Below are 16,730 nucleotides of genomic sequence, written 5' to 3'. Positions count from 1 at the left end.
GCACTGCAAATCGCGTGTGGAAAGTATGCCCGTTTTTTGTGTCATCATGGATAATTAGTGGCTATGGCTAATATTGTAGTGGCAAAGCGGAGCAATCGTAGGCCAGATGGGGCTCAGCCGTGAAATTGTTGTTGGTGGGGCGCTCTTTGCCCCACCTACAACAAGGCCGAGCTTCGAAACCGCGGGCTTTGCGGGTTCGAAGTCGTGCCCTCCGCTCTAGCTTCGCGTCGCCACCCCAGCTGGCCGGAGATTGCGGAGTTTGGCACGGCCCTGAACTCAATGAGTAAGTTTCTGTATTGTACAGAGTTCAGTAAAGTAAAGCTACTCTATCAAAACTTTGTCTCATTTTCTTTTTGAACAAGTGAATTCCAGCCGAATAAGCCGTTTTTTCACCCGCCGTCACCAGTATTCATCCACAACGCACCGGCGCCAACTGCAGCCAGCAGGCCGATGCCGATGATGCCGACTAACGCAAATTTGAAAATGGCGAAGCCGCCGAGTGCAAAGAGTGCCAAGCTGATAAACGGATGGCGCAAAATTGCACCCAATAATTTGATCACTAAAAATAAGATGATGATCACCGCTACAATAGCGCCGATTGTGATGGCGCCTGTCAACGTGTGACTGCTTTGTCCGGTTTGATCACTTACTAAGATACTAGGCAACATGAGGCCACCTCATTTCTAACTTACCAAGTTGCAATTATTAAAACTGATTCCGAATCCACTGGGCGATGCCGTTAAAGAAACTAACGATGCCATCCCAGATTTTCTGCAGAAAATTCCGGTTTTCTTCAGTGTTCAGGCTTTTATTGAGCTTATCAAACAGCCCTTTTGCCGAATCTTGAATCGAATTTGCCAGCTTACTTGCCTGCGCCTTAAAATCGGTATTTTTCAAGGAACCGGCTTTTTGCACATTCACCAGCAAGTTAATAATCAATTGACGTTGGTTATTGTTGATGATGGTCGTTAAGTTGTTCTGCTTGAGCTGACTGTCCACGATATTGCCGATTTGGTTCTGAGATAAGGTTTGCTGACCATTGTTACTTTGCGTCGCCATTTGCTGCTTGGCGCCGGCAACGGCATTATTGAGCTGCTTGTCCGAATAGCCGTCTTTGTCTTTGTTGGCTTGGGTAATCGAACTGAGCGTGTTAACTTCCTGCTGGGCAGCATTGATTTGTTGGTTGTTGAGGTTGTCGCCGTTTTGGGCAAACGCCGCATAGACGCCGGCTAACGCACCGGAACCGTCGATTTTGACGGCACTGGTGATATACAGATTGGCGTTGCTGACGCCAGCTGTTAACGCAGCATTGCGATATTGGTCAGCCGTAATGGTCGTAATGTTATTCGTACCGTTATACGGCACAATGGTGACATTAATCCCACCGTTATTGGTTTTCTGCACCAACGCACTGGACCAGACGCCGGAGTTCTCGGTAAACGAGCTGCCCGAAGGATTGAGATACTTCACTAAAGTCGCGCCATTGACCGTCAGTTGACTGGCGTTGGAAACACCCGCGGCATTTTGCAGCGTGCTCAGCGTGCCGCTTTTTTGATCACTCGTCAACGAGGCGCCGAGCGTGGCCACCGGTTGTGACCAAGTATCCGCCCGCACCACACGCGGCGCTGTTGTTAGTAATGCCAAAGCGGCTGCCGCCAACCCCAGCCATTTGATCAATTTTTTCATAGCTCAAAACCATCCTTTAGATTGGTACTTTCATTATCGCTGTTTGGACGCGTTCCGTCAGCAAATCAGCATGCTTTTTAAGCAATGATTAATTAATGCTCTCGCTGGGCCACGGCTCGGCTGTTGAGGTGATCGTAAAGTGCCCCTTCACGTAACCCAAACTGGGAAAAGGTCAGCCGATCGGAATCAAGATACCGGATCATGGAAATAACCGGCACTAAGCCGCCCACAATAATGTCCGCCCGATACTTCGCTAATCCGGGAATGGCTTCCCGGGTCGCTAGGTCAGAACTCAGAATCTCTTTAAAAATATTGTTCGCTTGCTGGGTAGGCATCCGATACCCGTGAATTGCTTCGAAATCTGCAAGCTTTTCTTTGCGGCGCTCGATTTTGGCCAGTGTCCGATTGCTTCCGCCCAGCGCCACAATCGGCAAATTCTGGGCCCGCCGCAGCCACCACACGCTGTTGAAGGTCTGGTGAATGAATGTGCTCAAAGAAAAATATTCTGCAGCTGAAATAACATCCGGGCTCAAAAAGCGTTCAGACAAATTGACCGACCCGAATGGAATCGATACCAGATGCTGAAGCTTACGATTCTGCACCAAAACCAGTTCAGTCGATGCGCCGCCGGTATCCATGATTAAGGCATTTTGAATCGGCAGCGTATTGACCACCCCTAAAAAGTCATACTCGGCTTCGCGGGTGCCGGGAATCACGCTAATCGTCAAGCCGGCCTCGTTTTTGACCCGCTTAAGGAAGGCCTTTTGGTTCTTGGCTTGACGAACTGCTGCTGTGGCAACGGCTTTTAAGGAAATATCGTCATACTTATCAAGCTCGGCTTTGAACCCTTGTAACGCCTTCAATGTTCGATCCATGGCTGCTGGCTGAAGGGTTCGCGACGTTCCCATATCTTCAGACAAGCGCACCATTTCCTTGAGTCGCTTGACCGGCTTCACGACTTCCTGATCAATTGACCAGATTGTCATGCGGGCAGAGTTACTACCAAGGTCAATTACTGCGAAGTGATGCGTCATGCATCATCATCCTCCTTTGGTGCCGTCATGGGAATAAACGTGTGGGTCGCGTGCAAATCCTCTGGTGCCTGATCGATTTCTTCACGGCGCAACGCTTCACCCATGGCGACTGCGTGTTTAATGAAATAAGCCTGTGCATTGAGCTTGGTCACGCCGCGCAATTGCACGCGGGTCCAGGTACTATCTGGCTGGAGAACGCGGGTTTTAACATTATCATCCCACATAATCCCGAAGATTTTGATGATGCGTTCGCGAATATCGTCTTGCAGAATCGGGAAAAGCAGCTCCACGCGGCGACTTAGATTGCGATTCATCAAATCTGCCGAGGAGAGATAGACGTTTTCCTGACCATCAGCATAAAAGTAATAAATTCGGCTGTGTTCCAGCAACTGGCCAACAATCGAATGAACCGTGATGTTATCCGAAACGCCGGGTATCCCGACCTTCAAGTTGCAAATCCCGCGAACCAGCAGATGAATCTCGACGCCAGCATGTGAGGCTTCATACAGCTTCTCGATCATGGCAGTGTCGGATAGCGAATTCATTTTCATCTGAATTAAGGCTTTGCGACCGGCCTTGGCAGCGGTAATTTCCTCATCGATCCGATCCATCAAATAGTCGCGAATGCCCAGTGGCGCGATCACCAGCTTGTGGAAATACGGTGGCTCCGAAAAGCCGGACAGCATGTTGAAAATGTTCGAAGCATCTTCACCGATTTCGTTGTTGCAGGTGAACAATCCCATATCGGTGTAAAGTCGGGCGGTGACATCATTATAATTCCCGGTCGCCATGTGCATGTAACGTTTGATGCCTTCTTCTTCACGCCGCACAACCAAGGCCAATTTACAGTGGGTCTTGAGGCCAACCAAACCATAAATGACGTGGCAGCCGGCGTGTTCGAGTTCTTGCGCCCAGTGCACGTTATTTTCTTCATCAAACCTGGCCTTCAATTCGACCAAGACGGTGACTTGCTTACCATTTTCGGCAGCTTGCTTGAGGTAACGAATAATCGGCGATTTGCTCGACACGCGATACAAGGTCATTTTCACCGCTAAGACTTGCGGATCCTGGGCAGCTTCGCGGATAAAATCAATGACTGGCTGGAAGCTGTCATAAGGATGCTGCATGAACACATCGCGTTCCTTGATGACGTCAAAAATTGATTCGCGCTCAAATGCCGGATCCATATACGGCGTGAATGGCTTGAACAAAAGCTCTTTATGGCCGTGAACCTGCTTCACAAGCTTGCTGAGAAAATTCAGATCGATCGGCCCATGAATTTCGTAAATGTCTTCGTCTTTGACATTCATTGCCTTGGTCAGCCGCTTCCGCAAATGCTTGCCCATGCCTGCCTCAATTTCCAGGCGCATTACCTTGCCGCGCTGACGCTTTTTAAGTTGTGACTGAATCTCTTTCATCAAGTCGGAAGCATCTTCTTCAGCCACATCCATATCCATATCGCGGGTCACGCGGAACGTCGCGGTTTCCTTGATATCGGCGCCGACGAACAACTCACCGACGAACATTCGGATAACTTCCTCTAGCAGAATAAACACGTTGTCGCCGCCGGGCAGCCGCAAAACGCGCGGGAACACATCCGGCACCTGAACCATGGCAAACGAACGTGACTTATCATCTTCGCTATCTTCTGGCCGAACCAGGCGAATCGCCAAGTTCAGGCTGTTGTTACCCAAGAACGGGAACGGCCGAGTCGGATCGACTCCCATCGGCGTTAGAACCGGATAAAGTTCATAGTGAAAATAATCCGACACAAAATCCCGCTGCTTCTGATTCAAATCACTAGGATGCAGTAACTGAATATCTACTGCCGCTAATTTTGGGGTCAACGATCGCACCAACGTATTGTATTGCTTTTCAACCATCGCGTGCGCCGTTTTGGAAATCGCATCGAGTTGTTCCTGCGGCTTCATGCCGGCTGCGTCAGGTTTATCATAATTGACTGTCACCATTTTCTTTAATGAAGCAACCCGAATGTTGAAGAACTCGTCCAGATTACTTTGGGTGATGCCCAGAAAGCGGACGCGTTCCAGAAGCGGATTATTTTTATCCCGAGCTTCTTCTAACACTCGATCGTTAAACGCAAGCCAACTTAGCTCGCGGTTATTAAAATAGCGTGGTTTGGAAAAATCGAGCTTTTTCATAGCGTGTTTCGTCCTTTCAACTCAAGCCCTACTCCGAAAACTTCTGAGAAAAATTTGCCTTTTCGTGCCAATGTCCAGCGTTCCAACTCAATGTCATCGTTTACTTTAGCCGACAACAAGACTTTGTTTGGCTTCACTGAGACGCGCAGTTGTTGAATTTTCTGCTGGCGGGAGGCATCGAGGCTGTCGGCCACGCGTAAAATGGCGGATAGCTTGGCGACAACTAAGCGGTTTTCGGTTGACATCATCGGAAAATTCTTTAAGTCTGACTGTGGCGTCACCGAGCTGTGGAAGCGGGTAATCGTTGCCACCATCGTCACTTCTAACTCGTTTAAGCCCATAATTTCCGAAGCCATAATAATATAGTTCGAGTGGGCATAATGCTTGTGGGTTTCAATGTAACTGCCAATATCGCTCACGGTCGCCGCTACTTCCAGCAACAGGCGTTCGCGTTTGCCCATCCCATGCAGTTTCTTGAGCCGATCAAAAAGCTGCAACGCAAACGTGCGCGTTGCCTCCATGTGTTTATCATCGACCTGATAGCGTTTGGCTAAATTATTTGCGCTGATCACAATTTCTTCGTCAGGATCGAAGCCGAGTTTTTTAAACCCGCCAGCATGCGCCGCGTGAACTTCGAGCCCATCAATCGCTTTGAGATCCGAAATCCAGATTGATTGGCTATTCAGTGTTTCGATCAGACGATACACAAGCAAAACCGTTGGCAACACCAATGATGTTTGATTTGAGGTCAGATCATAAGTATCGGCTAGGTACTGGTCGGACGCTTTCGTCACTTCATCGTAAAGCATGTCAAAGCCTGGACGATCAGTTTCGACCTGCCGTTTGCCTTCTGGAATCAAATTTTGAAAAATCGACAAACTGCTGCCCATCAAAATCATGTTGGTATACTCAACCCCTTGCGGCAGCAACCGCATGAAATCAAGTAGCCGACTGTCGATATAATCACGCATGACTTCGACATAATTCGTCACTGAGCGTTGAACATCGCTCATAATCTCGTACACTCGTAACGGCCCTAGAGACAAGTTACGGGAAAAACCAAACGTCCCCTGGCAAAAGGCCGTCAGCTCCACCGAGCCGGAACTGATATCAATCAACACCGTTCCTTTTTGGGTGATCGAGGCAAACTGGGGAAATTTAACCATAATGGCCTGCGTACGGAAAAAAGCCTCTTCCGACAATGAAGTCGTCCGAATCAGCCAGCCGGTGCGCGTGTAAAGTTGGTCCCGGACGAATTCGGCATTATCCGCTTCAGCCCAGCTGGTACTGGCATAAACATTAACCGTCGTCACGCCATAGTCCTTGAAAATCTGATTAATAGCATCAAACGCCTGCACAATGGTATCAACGGTTTCAGGGAGAATTTCGTGTTCGGCATAAAAATCATCCCCGATGGCAACTGGATATTTACCACGTTCAATTGTTTTAAGTGTCCTTAAATTCGTGATGCTAAAAACGATGGATTGTGCACCGATCATCGCGAATCCCTGTATATTATTTGCCATGTCCGTTCCGTCCATTCTTTTTAAATTCACCAAAACCGAACCGTTCATCCTAATGCCATCATAGCACGGCATATTTTGGTTGCATGAGTTTTTAGTCAAGCCTTATTTATCTGCTCAGCCACTCCAATTTAAGTTTACCAAATATTTAGCCGATACTTCGCCGAATTTGGCGTAGATTCACAACTTCTTCCAATTATTTCGCTATCATATGGAAGCTAGGCCAATGCGACCCAGCATGACCACGGTTTATATAAAAATATGCGATTGCCGCCATCTTTTTGCGCAATCGCCAATATTTTTGTGATAATCTTAGACCATCATGAAACGACGCTGAAGGAAGTCTCACTTTTGACGCTGATCAACCTTCGCCACTCGGGAAAAGGCAATATCGGCCGTACTTTTTCCTTATAAAAAGGGACTGACTGCATCGTCCACATTTAACTTTACATAAAGGGAGTCTCTCATGAAGAATCACCTTGATGACATCACCAAACTTATGGCGCTTGGACCTACCGCTGATAGTTATGCCGTTCAACGTCGCCAAACTGCTCATCGCATTGCCATTGCCGACGCGTGGCAAGTTCAAGCCGGTGAAAATATTCTGGAAATCGGTTGCGGCCAAGGCGACTTGAGTGCGGTTTTGGCTGATCGTGTTGGTTCCAGCGGCCACGTTACCGGTGTCGATATTGCCTCCCGCGATTATGGGGCCCCGTTGACATTGGGACAGGCTTGGGATCACTTGTTGAATGGTCCGCTCGCCAGTCGGTTAACGGTGCATTTTAATACGGATCTTACGAACAGTCTCGGCACGCTGGCGGATCAGCATTTTGACCGGATCGTTATGGCTCATAGCCTTTGGTATTTTGAATCGGACAATGCTTTGGCGCTGCTGTTAAACAATTTGCGTGCGATTGGTGATTTTGTGGATGTTGCTGAATGGTCGCTTCAGCCCACGGTGCTCAATCAAATCGGTCACTTGCAGGCGGCGATGATTCAGGGATTGCTGTATGCGATCGCGCCCAGTGATGTCGCCAATATTCGCACGTTGATCACGCCGGACACCCTGACCCAAATAGCTCACGATCATACTTGGACGTACACCCCCGGGCAACTCATTGAGGATCCGGATTTGGATGATGCCCGCTGGGAAATTGCAACTACCAATGCCTTGCTGACAGAGCTGAAGTTGAGTACCAATTTGCGTGATCGCGTCAAGCCGCAGCTGGAGGCGATGCACCACAATGGGACCGCTACTCTGCCAACTTTTACCGGCCGCATCACGTTTTAACTGCCAAGAAAGTCGATGATGAACGATGATCGAATTTAAACCGGCAACTGCCACCGACTTGCCGAAAATAGTCGCCGTTTATAACGAAACCATTCCGACGCATCGTGCAACCGCGGATTTACAGCCACAAACCGTCGCCCAAAAATCCGCGTGGTTCGCCGCGCACAATGCCCATTTTCCGGCGTGGGTGATTCAAAACCACCATCAAACCGTCGGCTGGCTGACGCTCTCGGCCTATAGCGATCGTGCGGCGTATGACCAGACAGCTGAAATCAGCTTGTACCTTGACCAAGCCGCCCGCGGCCATCACGTCGGCACCGCCGCGTTGGCTTTCGTTGATCACGAAGCCCCTGCCCACGGCCTGACCACCGTTATTGCCCGCATCTTCGGCCACAACCAAGCAAGCCGCCACTTATTTCAAAAATTTGGCTACGACCACTGGGGCCACTTACCGGCGATCGCAACCTTGCCAGAAGGCCACGCGGATCTGGAAGTTTATGGTAAGCATTTTGGGATATAGGCCAGTAAATAGAAACAGACAAATGAGTTTCCGCCGCAGTATTTGCGAAACTCATTTGTCTGTTTTTTTGTAACCTTGAATAGCGGCAACTCACTCTTGCTCACCGGCAAGGGTATCTTCCTGTTGCCTAATACGCCGCATGGTGCGGACGTATGAGCTGACCAGCACTAACACGCTGCCGAACCAGGCCAGCGGATTGGCGGCGGACGCACCGGCAAAACCGAATGGGACGACTAGGAAAATTGCCGCAAACGCCCGCATGCCGAGTTCAAAGAATCCGGCAACGGTCGGTACCAGTGTCTGGCCTAATCCTTGCAGCAAATTGCGAATCGTGAACAGGATCGCCAACAACCAATACATGCTGGCATTGTAATGGAAATACGTCTGGGCCAAAGCCGTGACGGCTGGTTGATTTGGGCCTAGAAACAAGTTAACAAGCGGCTTGCTGAAGACAATAATCAAGGCACCTAGAACCAGTGACAAACCGACATTGACAATCAGCGTTTGATAAACGCCACGGCGGATGCGGCCATAGGCTTTTGCCCCCAGATTCTGGGCTGCAAACGTGGCCATGGCCACTCCGAAAGAAGCAGAAGGCAACGTCGCCAGCTGGTCAATCCGCCCGGCTGCCGTGTATGCCGCAACCGCGTTGGTTCCAAGCGTATTGAGCATGACCTGTAAGATCACCGCCCCGATAGCAATAATGGACATTTGAAAGCCCATTGGCAGGCCCACTTTTAGATGGCGCAAAATATCCTGCCAATCGATTCGCAAGTCCCGACGTCGGATCACCAGCAACGGGATCCGCATGCGGATATATACCCAGCACAGCAATGCCGCAATGACTTGAGCGCTGACAGTTGCGTAGCCGGCACCCGCGACCCCTGAATGAAAACCAAGGATGAACCAGAAATCCAACGCAATATTGATGATGGTCGCAATAATCAGGAAGATCAGCGGTGTGCGCGAATCACCTAATGCCCGTAACATATTACTCAGCAAATTAAACAGCATTGACGCAATAATGCCAAAGTAAATGACGCGCACGAAGGCAATCGAATCATCCATGATATCCGGCGGTGTCTGCATCACCGCAAGTAACGGCCGGGTCATAGTGACCGCGCCAACGGTCAGAATCAAGGAAATACCAAGCGTAATCCAGACACTCGTCCCAAAACTCCGCCGCACCCGCCGATAATCATGGGCGCCATAGGCTTGCGCCGTTAAGATCGACAATCCTGCCGTTGTTCCTTGGGCAAAGCCGATAATTAAAAAAACAATACTAGATGTTGCACCGACAGCTGCCAAAGCATCTTTGCCAATCGTCCGGCCAACAATCAGCGCATCCATAAAACTGTAGAGTTGTTGAAAAAGATTCCCGATTAACAGTGGGATCGTAAACAACACGATGAGTTTTAATGGTTTGCCAATTGTTAAATTGCGCATATCTAACCTCCAAAATTTGTAATGTTTGTGTGATTGCGGGTGGGGAAGGCAAAGCTTCTTTCTTACTCCTAAACGCGCCAGCTCACGCTCAACTTTCCATAACGCGCTCACCGGCGCAGAAGCCTGCACATAAGGACCTCGAGCCTAAATGGCCAAAGACCAGCCATTTAGGCTCGAGGCCGCTTATGCTCCGGCTTCTAACCGCGCCGGTTCGCGCTCAACAATTCCACCACCATAGCACAAAAAACCAGGCAGCTGAATAACTGTCTGGTAAATGAAACATATTTGCAATCAAACGTCGGCGCCACCGCCACCGGAGCTGCCGCCGCCCCAGCTTGAGCCGCCTCCGGATCCGCCGCCAAAGCCACCGCCGAAACCGCCTCCGCCGCCTCTTCGGCCTGCGGAAAGCAAGGCATCAATGATCAGCCATAGCCAGAAACCGCTATCGCCATCACGGCGGCGACCACCGCGGCCACCACCGCCACGGCCACCGAAGATGACTGCAACGACGACAACCGCCAGGAAAATTAAAATAATTTTTCCTAATAAGCTGCCACCTTGGCTGTGGCCTGTGCTGCGATACTGATTCATGGTTTCATCAGGCACCGTGTTCTGGTCCTTAGGAAACTTATATTTCTTATCAATCACGGTCGCAACGGCATTAAACACCTTGCGCAACGCTCGGTTTAAATCCGCCTTGTTGTGTGACTTAATCGATTTCAGATTGCTGTCTAGAATCTGTCCGGCCAAGGCATCCGGCAAATCGCCTTCAAGACCATAACCCACTTCGATTCGCAGATTTTGCTTACCATTATTGTCGGCATACAGAATCAGGACGCCATTATCGGTGCCTTTTTTACCAATGCCCCACTTTTGAAATAAGTCCGGGGCATAATCTGACAGCGGATCGCCATGGGTGGATTTCAAAGCAGCGACTGCAATTTGCGGCTGCTGCTTGGTTTCCTGATAGTAGCGATTCTTTTGGTCGACCAACTGCTTAGTCGCATTGTCAAGATACTGATCCTGATCCAGGTAGTAATGGTCAGTCGGTCGTGCCGGCAGATCCTCAGCCGCCGCCACCGGATGGGCTGCACCGGCAAACAGCAGCAAGCCCGTCAGCGCGGCGAATAACCACGCTAAATGCCTGCGCATGGCGCCACCTACTTCCCGGAGCTGGAGCTATTACTTGAAAAATCAACGCTTGGTACTGTCTGGGCTGACGGGGTGGCTTTAAAGGTATCCTTCTTGCCCAAGCCCATCATGCTGGCAAAAATGTTTTTCGGGAACGTCACAACGCTTTGATTGTAATCACGCACTTGGTCAATATAGCGCTTGCGTTCAACCGCAATCCGATTTTCGCTACCTTCAAGCTGCGTCATCAATGTGTTCACCTGATTGCTGCTTTGCAAACTCGGATAGTTTTCCTTGATGACGTTAATCAAGGTACCCACACTCTTATTCAACTGATCATCGGCTTTAGCCTTGCCAGTCGTTGTGTTCGCGTTCGCATAAGACTTGCGGGCTTCGGCAATTTCACCAAAAACCTTTTGTTCCTGACCCATCTGGCCTTTAACGGCATTGACCAAGTTAGGTACCAAATCAGCCCGGCGCTGCATGACGTTTTCAACTTGGCTCCATTGCGCTTCGACTGCCTGATTCTGCTTCGCTAATGAGTTATAGGTGCCAATGCCAAAAATCAGGCAGATCGCCACAATCACGCCGAGCACAATGCTTGTAACTGCAACTGGACTTAGTCGTTTCGTTTTCATCATCAATTCTCCTCTGGGACGCACCTCGGCAGCAAAAATCGTTGCTAGGCCAATTCGCGTCCGTAATCAAGTTTTTCACTTCTTTTTTATTTTACCATGCCGGTACCAATCAGCATCCGGCTAAAGACGGATCTGATTATTTGAAGTAGTTGAACCCGATGGCATCGCGAACTTCCTGCAGGGTTTGATTGGCGACCACATTGGCCTTGGCCGAACCCTGTTTGAGCATTTCCGCAACCGCCCCCATATCTTCCGCGTAATGGGCCCGCCGTGTGCGAATCGGTTCAAGCACAGCCTCCATAACATCGATCAGGTAGCGTTTGATTTTGACATCCCCTAAGCCGCCGTGTTGATACTGCTCCTTCAGCTTAGCCACCTGGGCTTTATCCGGGTCAAAAATATCCAGATAAGTAAACACGACATTCCCTTCAACCTTACCCGGATCTTCCACATGAATGTGGTTAGGGTCGGTATACATCGACATGATCTTCTTCTTAACGGTATCGGCATCATCCGCCAAATAAATGCCGTTGTTGAGGCTCTTACTCATTTTGGCATTGCCGTCAATGCCGGGAAGGCGCCCCAAACCTTTTGGCGGGAAATAGCCTTCTGGTTCGACTAACACATCTTTGTGATAAGTGCGGTTAAACATACGCACAATTTCACGGGTTTGTTCCAGCATCGGTTCCTGGTCATCCCCGACTGGCACGGTTGTCGCCTTGAACGCCGTGATATCGGCTGCCTGACTGACCGGATAAATGAAGAAGCCGGCCGGAACACTGTCACCAAACGCCTTTTGCTTAATTTCTGCTTTCACCGTCGGATTGCGTTCCAAGCGATTGACGGTCACCAAGTCAAGATAGTAAGCGGTCAACTCAAACAGTGCCGGAATCTGGCTCTGGACCAGAATCGTTGTTTTGTCAGGATCAATCCCGACCGCCAGATAATCCAACGCCACTTCCAGCAGTGAATTCCGGATCTTCTCTGGATCATTCGCGTTGTCGGTCAATGCCTGTGTATCCGCAATCATCACAAAAGTCTCGTAATCGCCTGAATTCTGCAATTCAACCCGATTCTTCAATGAGCCAATGTAATGACCAATATGCAACCGTCCTGTTGGCCGATCACCGGTTAAAATTATTTTTTTTGCCATGCTTATTTCCCTCCTAATTAAAAAAGCGCCCTATGTCATTGCAACATAGGACGCCTGTGCGCGGTACCACCTAATTTGTCCGACTTGCGGACCACTCTTGGCTTAAGGCGCACCCACCGAACATAACCCAAACGACCCAACTTCACCTATCCCGGCCACCGGCTTCACAGCACCACCGGCTCTCTTGCGACCACTTGGATAGACTACTCATCGCTTGGGTGAATATGAGTTTAGGTTAGCTAACTAACGAAGTGATGTCAACCTTCAGCGCGCAATCCAACTTGCTAACCTTCACTCAGTTTAAAACAAATACTGCAAATCACTCTGCGCACTCGGATACGCATAGATTTGATTAAGCTCAGCTGGCTTTTTACCTGCATCAATGGCCGCGGCAAAAGTATTGATCAGATCTTCGGCTAGGCTGGCAAGGACGACCGCACCGGCGAGCTGGCCGGTTGTTTTATCGACAATTGTCCACACTTGAGCGTCCGGATCCTGTAGGCGGTGATAGGTGTACCATTCGGTGGTATCGTTATGGACCACCTTGTAGCGATCAGGCGCAGCTTCTGCGTCTTCCAGTGCCACGCCGACTTTGGCAAGTTCGGTCGGTCCAAAGACAATCGTGGGAATCGCCGGATAATGAATCGGCTCCTGATCGCCCAGAATCTGACTGGCCACATAGCGCCCTTCAAATCCGGCAACCGGTGTTAGTTTCGGTTGCGGCTTCAAGTTCACGTCACCCAGCGCATAGATATTAGGAACGACCGTGCGCAAATGATCATCCACCGGAATCCCGCGGGTGTCCGCCTTAATCCCGGCATTAGCGAGACCGAGGTCGGCGACATTGGCAATGCGACCCATAGCCGTAATCGCCATATCGACATTTATGTCAAAATCATCTGCATGCAGATGCGTCATCGTACCGAGCGGACTGATTTTCGTGAGTTCAACATTAGGGTGAAAATGAATGCCAGACTTGATCAACAACTGCTTCAGTGCTTCGGTGGCGACTTTTGGGAAAGCCCGCAACAAGCGATCAGAGTGCCCAATAATATGCACTTCCGCACCGGCAGCAGCCGCAATATTGGCGAGCTCAACGCTGACATAACCGGCACCGATAAACGCAATACTGGTCGGCAGCTCATCTAAATCCAGAAAGTCACGACTCGTTTTCAACAAATTGGCGCCGGGGATATCCGGAAAGCGCGGTGTATGACCCGTCGCGATGACAATATGTTCACCTGTGACATTTTGCGAACCGACTTTAACCGCGTGTTCGCCGAGCAACTGTGCCCGGCCGTATAACGTTTTAATACCAGTGCGGGTTAAACCGTTCAAGGTCCCCGCCGGAATGCCGCTGGTGTAACCACGTTTAAATGCCATCAAGGACGGCCAATCGATTTTAGCCGTTCCGCTAATGCCAAAACCATTCATTCGCAAGGCGGCGTTTTTCACTTCGACACCGCGATACAGCATTTTTTTCGGATCACAGCCGTAGTTGGGACAGGTGCCGCCCCACAGATCGCCTTCAATGACCAATACCTTCTGTTGCGCCGCGAGACCATAAGCAGCAGCTAAGCCACCGGGGCCGCCACCGATCACAATCGTGTCATAATCATATGCCATCACGATCACTCCGTTTCTGTATTTTGATCAACAAATGCGCTTGCCAGATAAGCAACCACACTATGAGTATTAACCACAAACGTGCCATGGTCACTATTCACCTGCAACGTTTCATGTGCGTCTAACAGCGGCAATGCTTCCGCCAGCGTCAGGTTGCCGCCCACTGCATGCCGCGCTGACTCGGCAACCGCAAACGGGGCCAGCTGGCTTAAGGTCACCTGCAACCCTTGATTGGCCTGTGCGCCCTTGAAAAGATCGGCCACAAAATCATTCGCCGGCTGAGTCGCAATCGCTTCCGGTGTGTCGACCTGCAAAAGCTTCCCACTGTGCATCACGCCGATCCGATCGCCTAGCTTCATTGCCTCCGCCATGTCATGCGTGACAAAAATCACGGTTGTTTTCATAGCACGATGCAGTTGCAGCAACATATCCTGCAGTTGGGTTCGCGAAATCGGATCAAGGGCGGAAAAAGGCTCATCCATCAGCACGACTTTAGGCCGTGATGCCAACGCGCGTAAAATGCCGATCCGCTGCTGCTGGCCGCCAGAAAGTTCGCTGGGCATGCGATCACGGTATTCAGCCGGCGGCAAATCAACCATTGTCAACAGCTTATCAGTTGCCTGACGGATTTTTTGCCGCGACCAGCCTTTCATTTCCGGAATCACGGCAATGTTTTGGGCAACGGTCATGATTGGAAACAACGCGATTTGTTGCAAAACGTAGCCGAGATTCCACCGCAAATCACGAACTCGGTAACTGGTGAGCGGCTTACCGGCAAATTTAATTGTGCCACTAGTCGGTTCAACCAAGCGATTAATCATTTTCAGCGTCGTGGTTTTGCCGCTGCCGGAGGTTCCGACCAAAACAAACAATTCGCCTTGCTCCACATTCAGGCTCAAATCATCAACCACTGGCTTGCCATCATAGGCTTTGGTCACATTTTCCAAGCTAATCAGTGCCATCAGCGCGCCTCCTTTAGCAGACCATGCCGGACAAGGTAACGATGCGCCACCGTTGCGGCTTTTTCGCGGCGGACACTGACCGCATAGTTCATATCCTGCATCTGCTTTTCGGTGATGTGGTTCGCCAACTTATTTAACGCCGTGACCAAATGCGGATGGTGTTTGGCAAAACTGTTGCGCATGAGTGGCGCGCCGCGATAAATCGGGAACAAGCCTTTGTCATCCTTCAAAGCGACAAGGTGATACTGCCGCAGTTGCGCGTCTGTCGTATAGCCGTCAGTCAGGTTAATCTGTCCCCGATCCAATGCTTGATACCGCAGCGACGGATCCATTGAGTCGACCTTGAACTGCAAGCCATATTTCTGCTTGATGCCTTTATACCCATCCTGACGATCAATGAATTCCAAATCGAAACCGGCGCGAATCGACGGGGCAATTTTGGCCAAATCACTAATTGTCTTCAACTGGTAGCGCTTGGCGAAACTGGCTTTGACAACCAGCGCGTAAGTATTGTTGTACGCCATGGGTTTCAAATAACGCAGTCCTTGCTTCGCCAGTAGTTGCTGGGCCAGCGGATAGTTGTTTTTGCCTGCCGCCACTTGTTTCTGTTGGGCGGCAGTCGGTTTCGTCAAGCTTTCCAGCACGGTTCCGGAAAACTCAGGGTATATGTTGATCTTATCGGTTCGCAGCGCATTGTACAAGAAGCTCGTCTGGCCAAAATTCGGTTTCAGCGTCACCTTCACATCAGGGTCGGCTTTTTGGATTAATTCCTTATACATGCTAATTAAAATGTCCGGCTCACTGCCTAATTTGCCGGCAATCGTGATCGTTTCTTTAGGTGCGGTCGCCCAGTTGTAAACCTGGGTGCCAGCAAAGCCCAGTAATACAATACCAACCACGCTGACACTCAGCTTCCAATTGACTTTTTGCAGTAAATTCAACAGCCACGAAAAGACAATCGCCAACAACGCAGCCGCCAGCGCACCCATCAAGGTCAATGAAGCATCGTTGCGATCAATGCCTAGCAGGATAAACGTCCCCAGTCCGCCGGCGCCAATCAACGCTGCCAAAGTGGCGGTCCCGATAATCAAAACCATCGCGGTGCGCACACCGGATAAAATGACCGGCAACGCAATCGGCAATTCGACTTTGAACAATTTGCGCAGTCGGCTCATGCCAAATGCATCGGCGGCTTCTTCATACGACGGATCGATATCCTGCAGTCCGATATAAGTATTTTGAAAAATCGGCAGCAGTGCGTAAACAACCAACGCAATGATCGCCGGCACCGTGCCGATACCGACGAATGGAATCAACAACCCTAACAAGGCTAATGAAGGAATTGTTTGCAAAACGCCGGTTACCTGAAGTAAAACTGCCGCTACTTTGGGATGCGTCTGTACCCAAACAGCAAGCGGAATGGCAATGATGACTGCCAAAACAAGCGCAATCAGCGATATTTCGATATGTTGTCCTAAGGCATTGAGCAATTCAACGTGGCGCTCGGAAACCGTCCGCCATAAATCAGCCATGTCAAACCTCCATTTACTTTAATTAT

At 50.0% G+C, this 16,730-nt stretch carries 14 protein-coding genes; 2 read left to right on the top strand and 12 right to left on the bottom strand.

Translation table 11 applies throughout. The features are described from left to right. Window positions 1–389 precede the first annotated feature (389 nt). The 5 genes from GSO_RS08140 to GSO_RS08120 form a co-directional block, all read right to left on the bottom strand. Window positions 390–668, bottom strand: a complete 279-nt coding sequence (locus GSO_RS08140; RefSeq protein WP_010490926.1) for a hypothetical protein — start codon at window positions 666–668, stop codon at window positions 390–392. Window positions 669–705: 37 nt separating this feature from the next. Next, window positions 706–1,686, bottom strand: coding sequence for a DUF1002 domain-containing protein (locus tag GSO_RS08135; protein ID WP_010490925.1), 981 nt, complete (start codon window positions 1,684–1,686; stop codon window positions 706–708). Window positions 1,687–1,778: 92 nt separating this feature from the next. Beyond that, the gene (gene ppx, locus GSO_RS08130; RefSeq protein ID WP_010490921.1) at window positions 1,779–2,720 is read right to left on the bottom strand and encodes an exopolyphosphatase; all 942 of its coding nucleotides are present in this window, start codon (window positions 2,718–2,720) and stop codon (window positions 1,779–1,781) included. Continuing rightward, window positions 2,717–4,882: an RNA degradosome polyphosphate kinase gene (locus GSO_RS08125; RefSeq protein WP_010490920.1), complete on the bottom strand. Its 2,166-nt coding sequence runs from the start codon at window positions 4,880–4,882 to the stop codon at window positions 2,717–2,719. The genes ppx and GSO_RS08125 overlap by 4 nt, the downstream gene beginning before the upstream one ends. Continuing rightward, window positions 4,879–6,408 (bottom strand): Ppx/GppA phosphatase family protein, encoded by a 1,530-nt coding sequence (locus GSO_RS08120; protein ID WP_010490919.1) that lies wholly within the window; start codon window positions 6,406–6,408, stop codon window positions 4,879–4,881. The genes GSO_RS08125 and GSO_RS08120 overlap by 4 nt, the downstream gene beginning before the upstream one ends. 463 nt (window positions 6,409–6,871) lie before the next feature. Here GSO_RS08120 and GSO_RS08115 point away from each other — a divergent pair, with 463 nt between their 5' ends. Both GSO_RS08115 and GSO_RS08110 read left to right on the top strand, forming a co-directional pair. Then, window positions 6,872–7,696: a class I SAM-dependent methyltransferase gene (locus GSO_RS08115; RefSeq protein WP_010490918.1), complete on the top strand. Its 825-nt coding sequence runs from the start codon at window positions 6,872–6,874 to the stop codon at window positions 7,694–7,696. A gap of 25 nt (window positions 7,697–7,721) precedes the next feature. Continuing rightward, window positions 7,722–8,216, top strand: coding sequence for a GNAT family N-acetyltransferase (locus GSO_RS08110; RefSeq protein ID WP_010490917.1), 495 nt, complete (start codon window positions 7,722–7,724; stop codon window positions 8,214–8,216). A 90-nt stretch (window positions 8,217–8,306) separates the two neighbouring features. Here GSO_RS08110 and GSO_RS08105 read toward each other — a convergent pair whose 3' ends face one another. The 7 genes from GSO_RS08105 to GSO_RS08075 form a co-directional block, all read right to left on the bottom strand. Then, window positions 8,307–9,662, bottom strand: coding sequence for an MATE family efflux transporter (locus tag GSO_RS08105; RefSeq protein WP_010490916.1), 1,356 nt, complete (start codon window positions 9,660–9,662; stop codon window positions 8,307–8,309). Between the two features lie 291 nt (window positions 9,663–9,953). Beyond that, window positions 9,954–10,814, bottom strand: coding sequence for a TPM domain-containing protein (locus GSO_RS08100; protein ID WP_010490915.1), 861 nt, complete (start codon window positions 10,812–10,814; stop codon window positions 9,954–9,956). Between the two features lie 8 nt (window positions 10,815–10,822). Next, window positions 10,823–11,431: a LemA family protein gene (locus GSO_RS08095; protein ID WP_010490914.1), complete on the bottom strand. Its 609-nt coding sequence runs from the start codon at window positions 11,429–11,431 to the stop codon at window positions 10,823–10,825. 136 nt (window positions 11,432–11,567) lie between these two features. Beyond that, window positions 11,568–12,584 carry a tryptophan--tRNA ligase gene (gene trpS, locus GSO_RS08090; RefSeq protein ID WP_010490913.1) on the bottom strand — a complete coding sequence of 339 codons (1,017 nt, stop codon included), beginning with the start codon at window positions 12,582–12,584 and terminating at the stop codon, window positions 11,568–11,570. 300 nt (window positions 12,585–12,884) lie between these two features. Continuing rightward, entirely contained in the window at window positions 12,885–14,210 is a 1,326-nt protein-coding gene (locus tag GSO_RS08085) for a dihydrolipoyl dehydrogenase family protein (RefSeq protein ID WP_010490912.1), read from the bottom strand. 5 nt (window positions 14,211–14,215) lie between these two features. Beyond that, window positions 14,216–15,172: an ABC transporter ATP-binding protein gene (locus GSO_RS08080; protein WP_010490911.1), complete on the bottom strand. Its 957-nt coding sequence runs from the start codon at window positions 15,170–15,172 to the stop codon at window positions 14,216–14,218. After that, window positions 15,172–16,704: an ABC transporter permease/substrate-binding protein gene (locus GSO_RS08075; protein ID WP_010490910.1), complete on the bottom strand. Its 1,533-nt coding sequence runs from the start codon at window positions 16,702–16,704 to the stop codon at window positions 15,172–15,174. The genes GSO_RS08080 and GSO_RS08075 overlap by 1 nt, the downstream gene beginning before the upstream one ends. Window positions 16,705–16,730: the final 26 nt, after the last annotated feature.

The sequence above is a fragment of the Lacticaseibacillus zeae DSM 20178 = KCTC 3804 genome (genome assembly GCF_000260435.1).
GTDB classification, from domain to species: domain Bacteria; phylum Bacillota; class Bacilli; order Lactobacillales; family Lactobacillaceae; genus Lacticaseibacillus; species Lacticaseibacillus zeae.
Note: the sequence above shows the minus strand (reverse complement) of the source record. Positions and strands in the feature narration are given on the sequence as shown.

What these genes read in the sequence shown, in the direction of transcription:
- GSO_RS08110 (WP_010490917.1), top strand. Translation starts at nt 7,722, where the DNA reads ATGATCGAATTTAAACCGGCAACTGCCACCGACTTGCCGAAAATAGTC.
- GSO_RS08105 (WP_010490916.1), bottom strand. Translation starts at nt 9,662, where the DNA reads ATGCGCAATTTAACAATTGGCAAACCATTAAAACTCATCGTGTTGTTT.
- GSO_RS08115 (WP_010490918.1), top strand. Translation starts at nt 6,872, where the DNA reads ATGAAGAATCACCTTGATGACATCACCAAACTTATGGCGCTTGGACCT.
- GSO_RS08075 (WP_010490910.1), bottom strand. Translation starts at nt 16,704, where the DNA reads ATGGCTGATTTATGGCGGACGGTTTCCGAGCGCCACGTTGAATTGCTC.
- GSO_RS08100 (WP_010490915.1), bottom strand. Translation starts at nt 10,814, where the DNA reads ATGCGCAGGCATTTAGCGTGGTTATTCGCCGCGCTGACGGGCTTGCTG.
- ppx (WP_010490921.1), bottom strand. Translation starts at nt 2,720, where the DNA reads ATGACGCATCACTTCGCAGTAATTGACCTTGGTAGTAACTCTGCCCGC.
- GSO_RS08080 (WP_010490911.1), bottom strand. Translation starts at nt 15,172, where the DNA reads ATGGCACTGATTAGCTTGGAAAATGTGACCAAAGCCTATGATGGCAAG.
- trpS (WP_010490913.1), bottom strand. Translation starts at nt 12,584, where the DNA reads ATGGCAAAAAAAATAATTTTAACCGGTGATCGGCCAACAGGACGGTTG.
- GSO_RS08120 (WP_010490919.1), bottom strand. Translation starts at nt 6,408, where the DNA reads ATGGCAAATAATATACAGGGATTCGCGATGATCGGTGCACAATCCATC.
- GSO_RS08095 (WP_010490914.1), bottom strand. Translation starts at nt 11,431, where the DNA reads ATGAAAACGAAACGACTAAGTCCAGTTGCAGTTACAAGCATTGTGCTC.
- GSO_RS08085 (WP_010490912.1), bottom strand. Translation starts at nt 14,210, where the DNA reads ATGGCATATGATTATGACACGATTGTGATCGGTGGCGGCCCCGGTGGC.
- GSO_RS08125 (WP_010490920.1), bottom strand. Translation starts at nt 4,882, where the DNA reads ATGAAAAAGCTCGATTTTTCCAAACCACGCTATTTTAATAACCGCGAG.
- GSO_RS08140 (WP_010490926.1), bottom strand. Translation starts at nt 668, where the DNA reads ATGTTGCCTAGTATCTTAGTAAGTGATCAAACCGGACAAAGCAGTCAC.
- GSO_RS08135 (WP_010490925.1), bottom strand. Translation starts at nt 1,686, where the DNA reads ATGAAAAAATTGATCAAATGGCTGGGGTTGGCGGCAGCCGCTTTGGCA.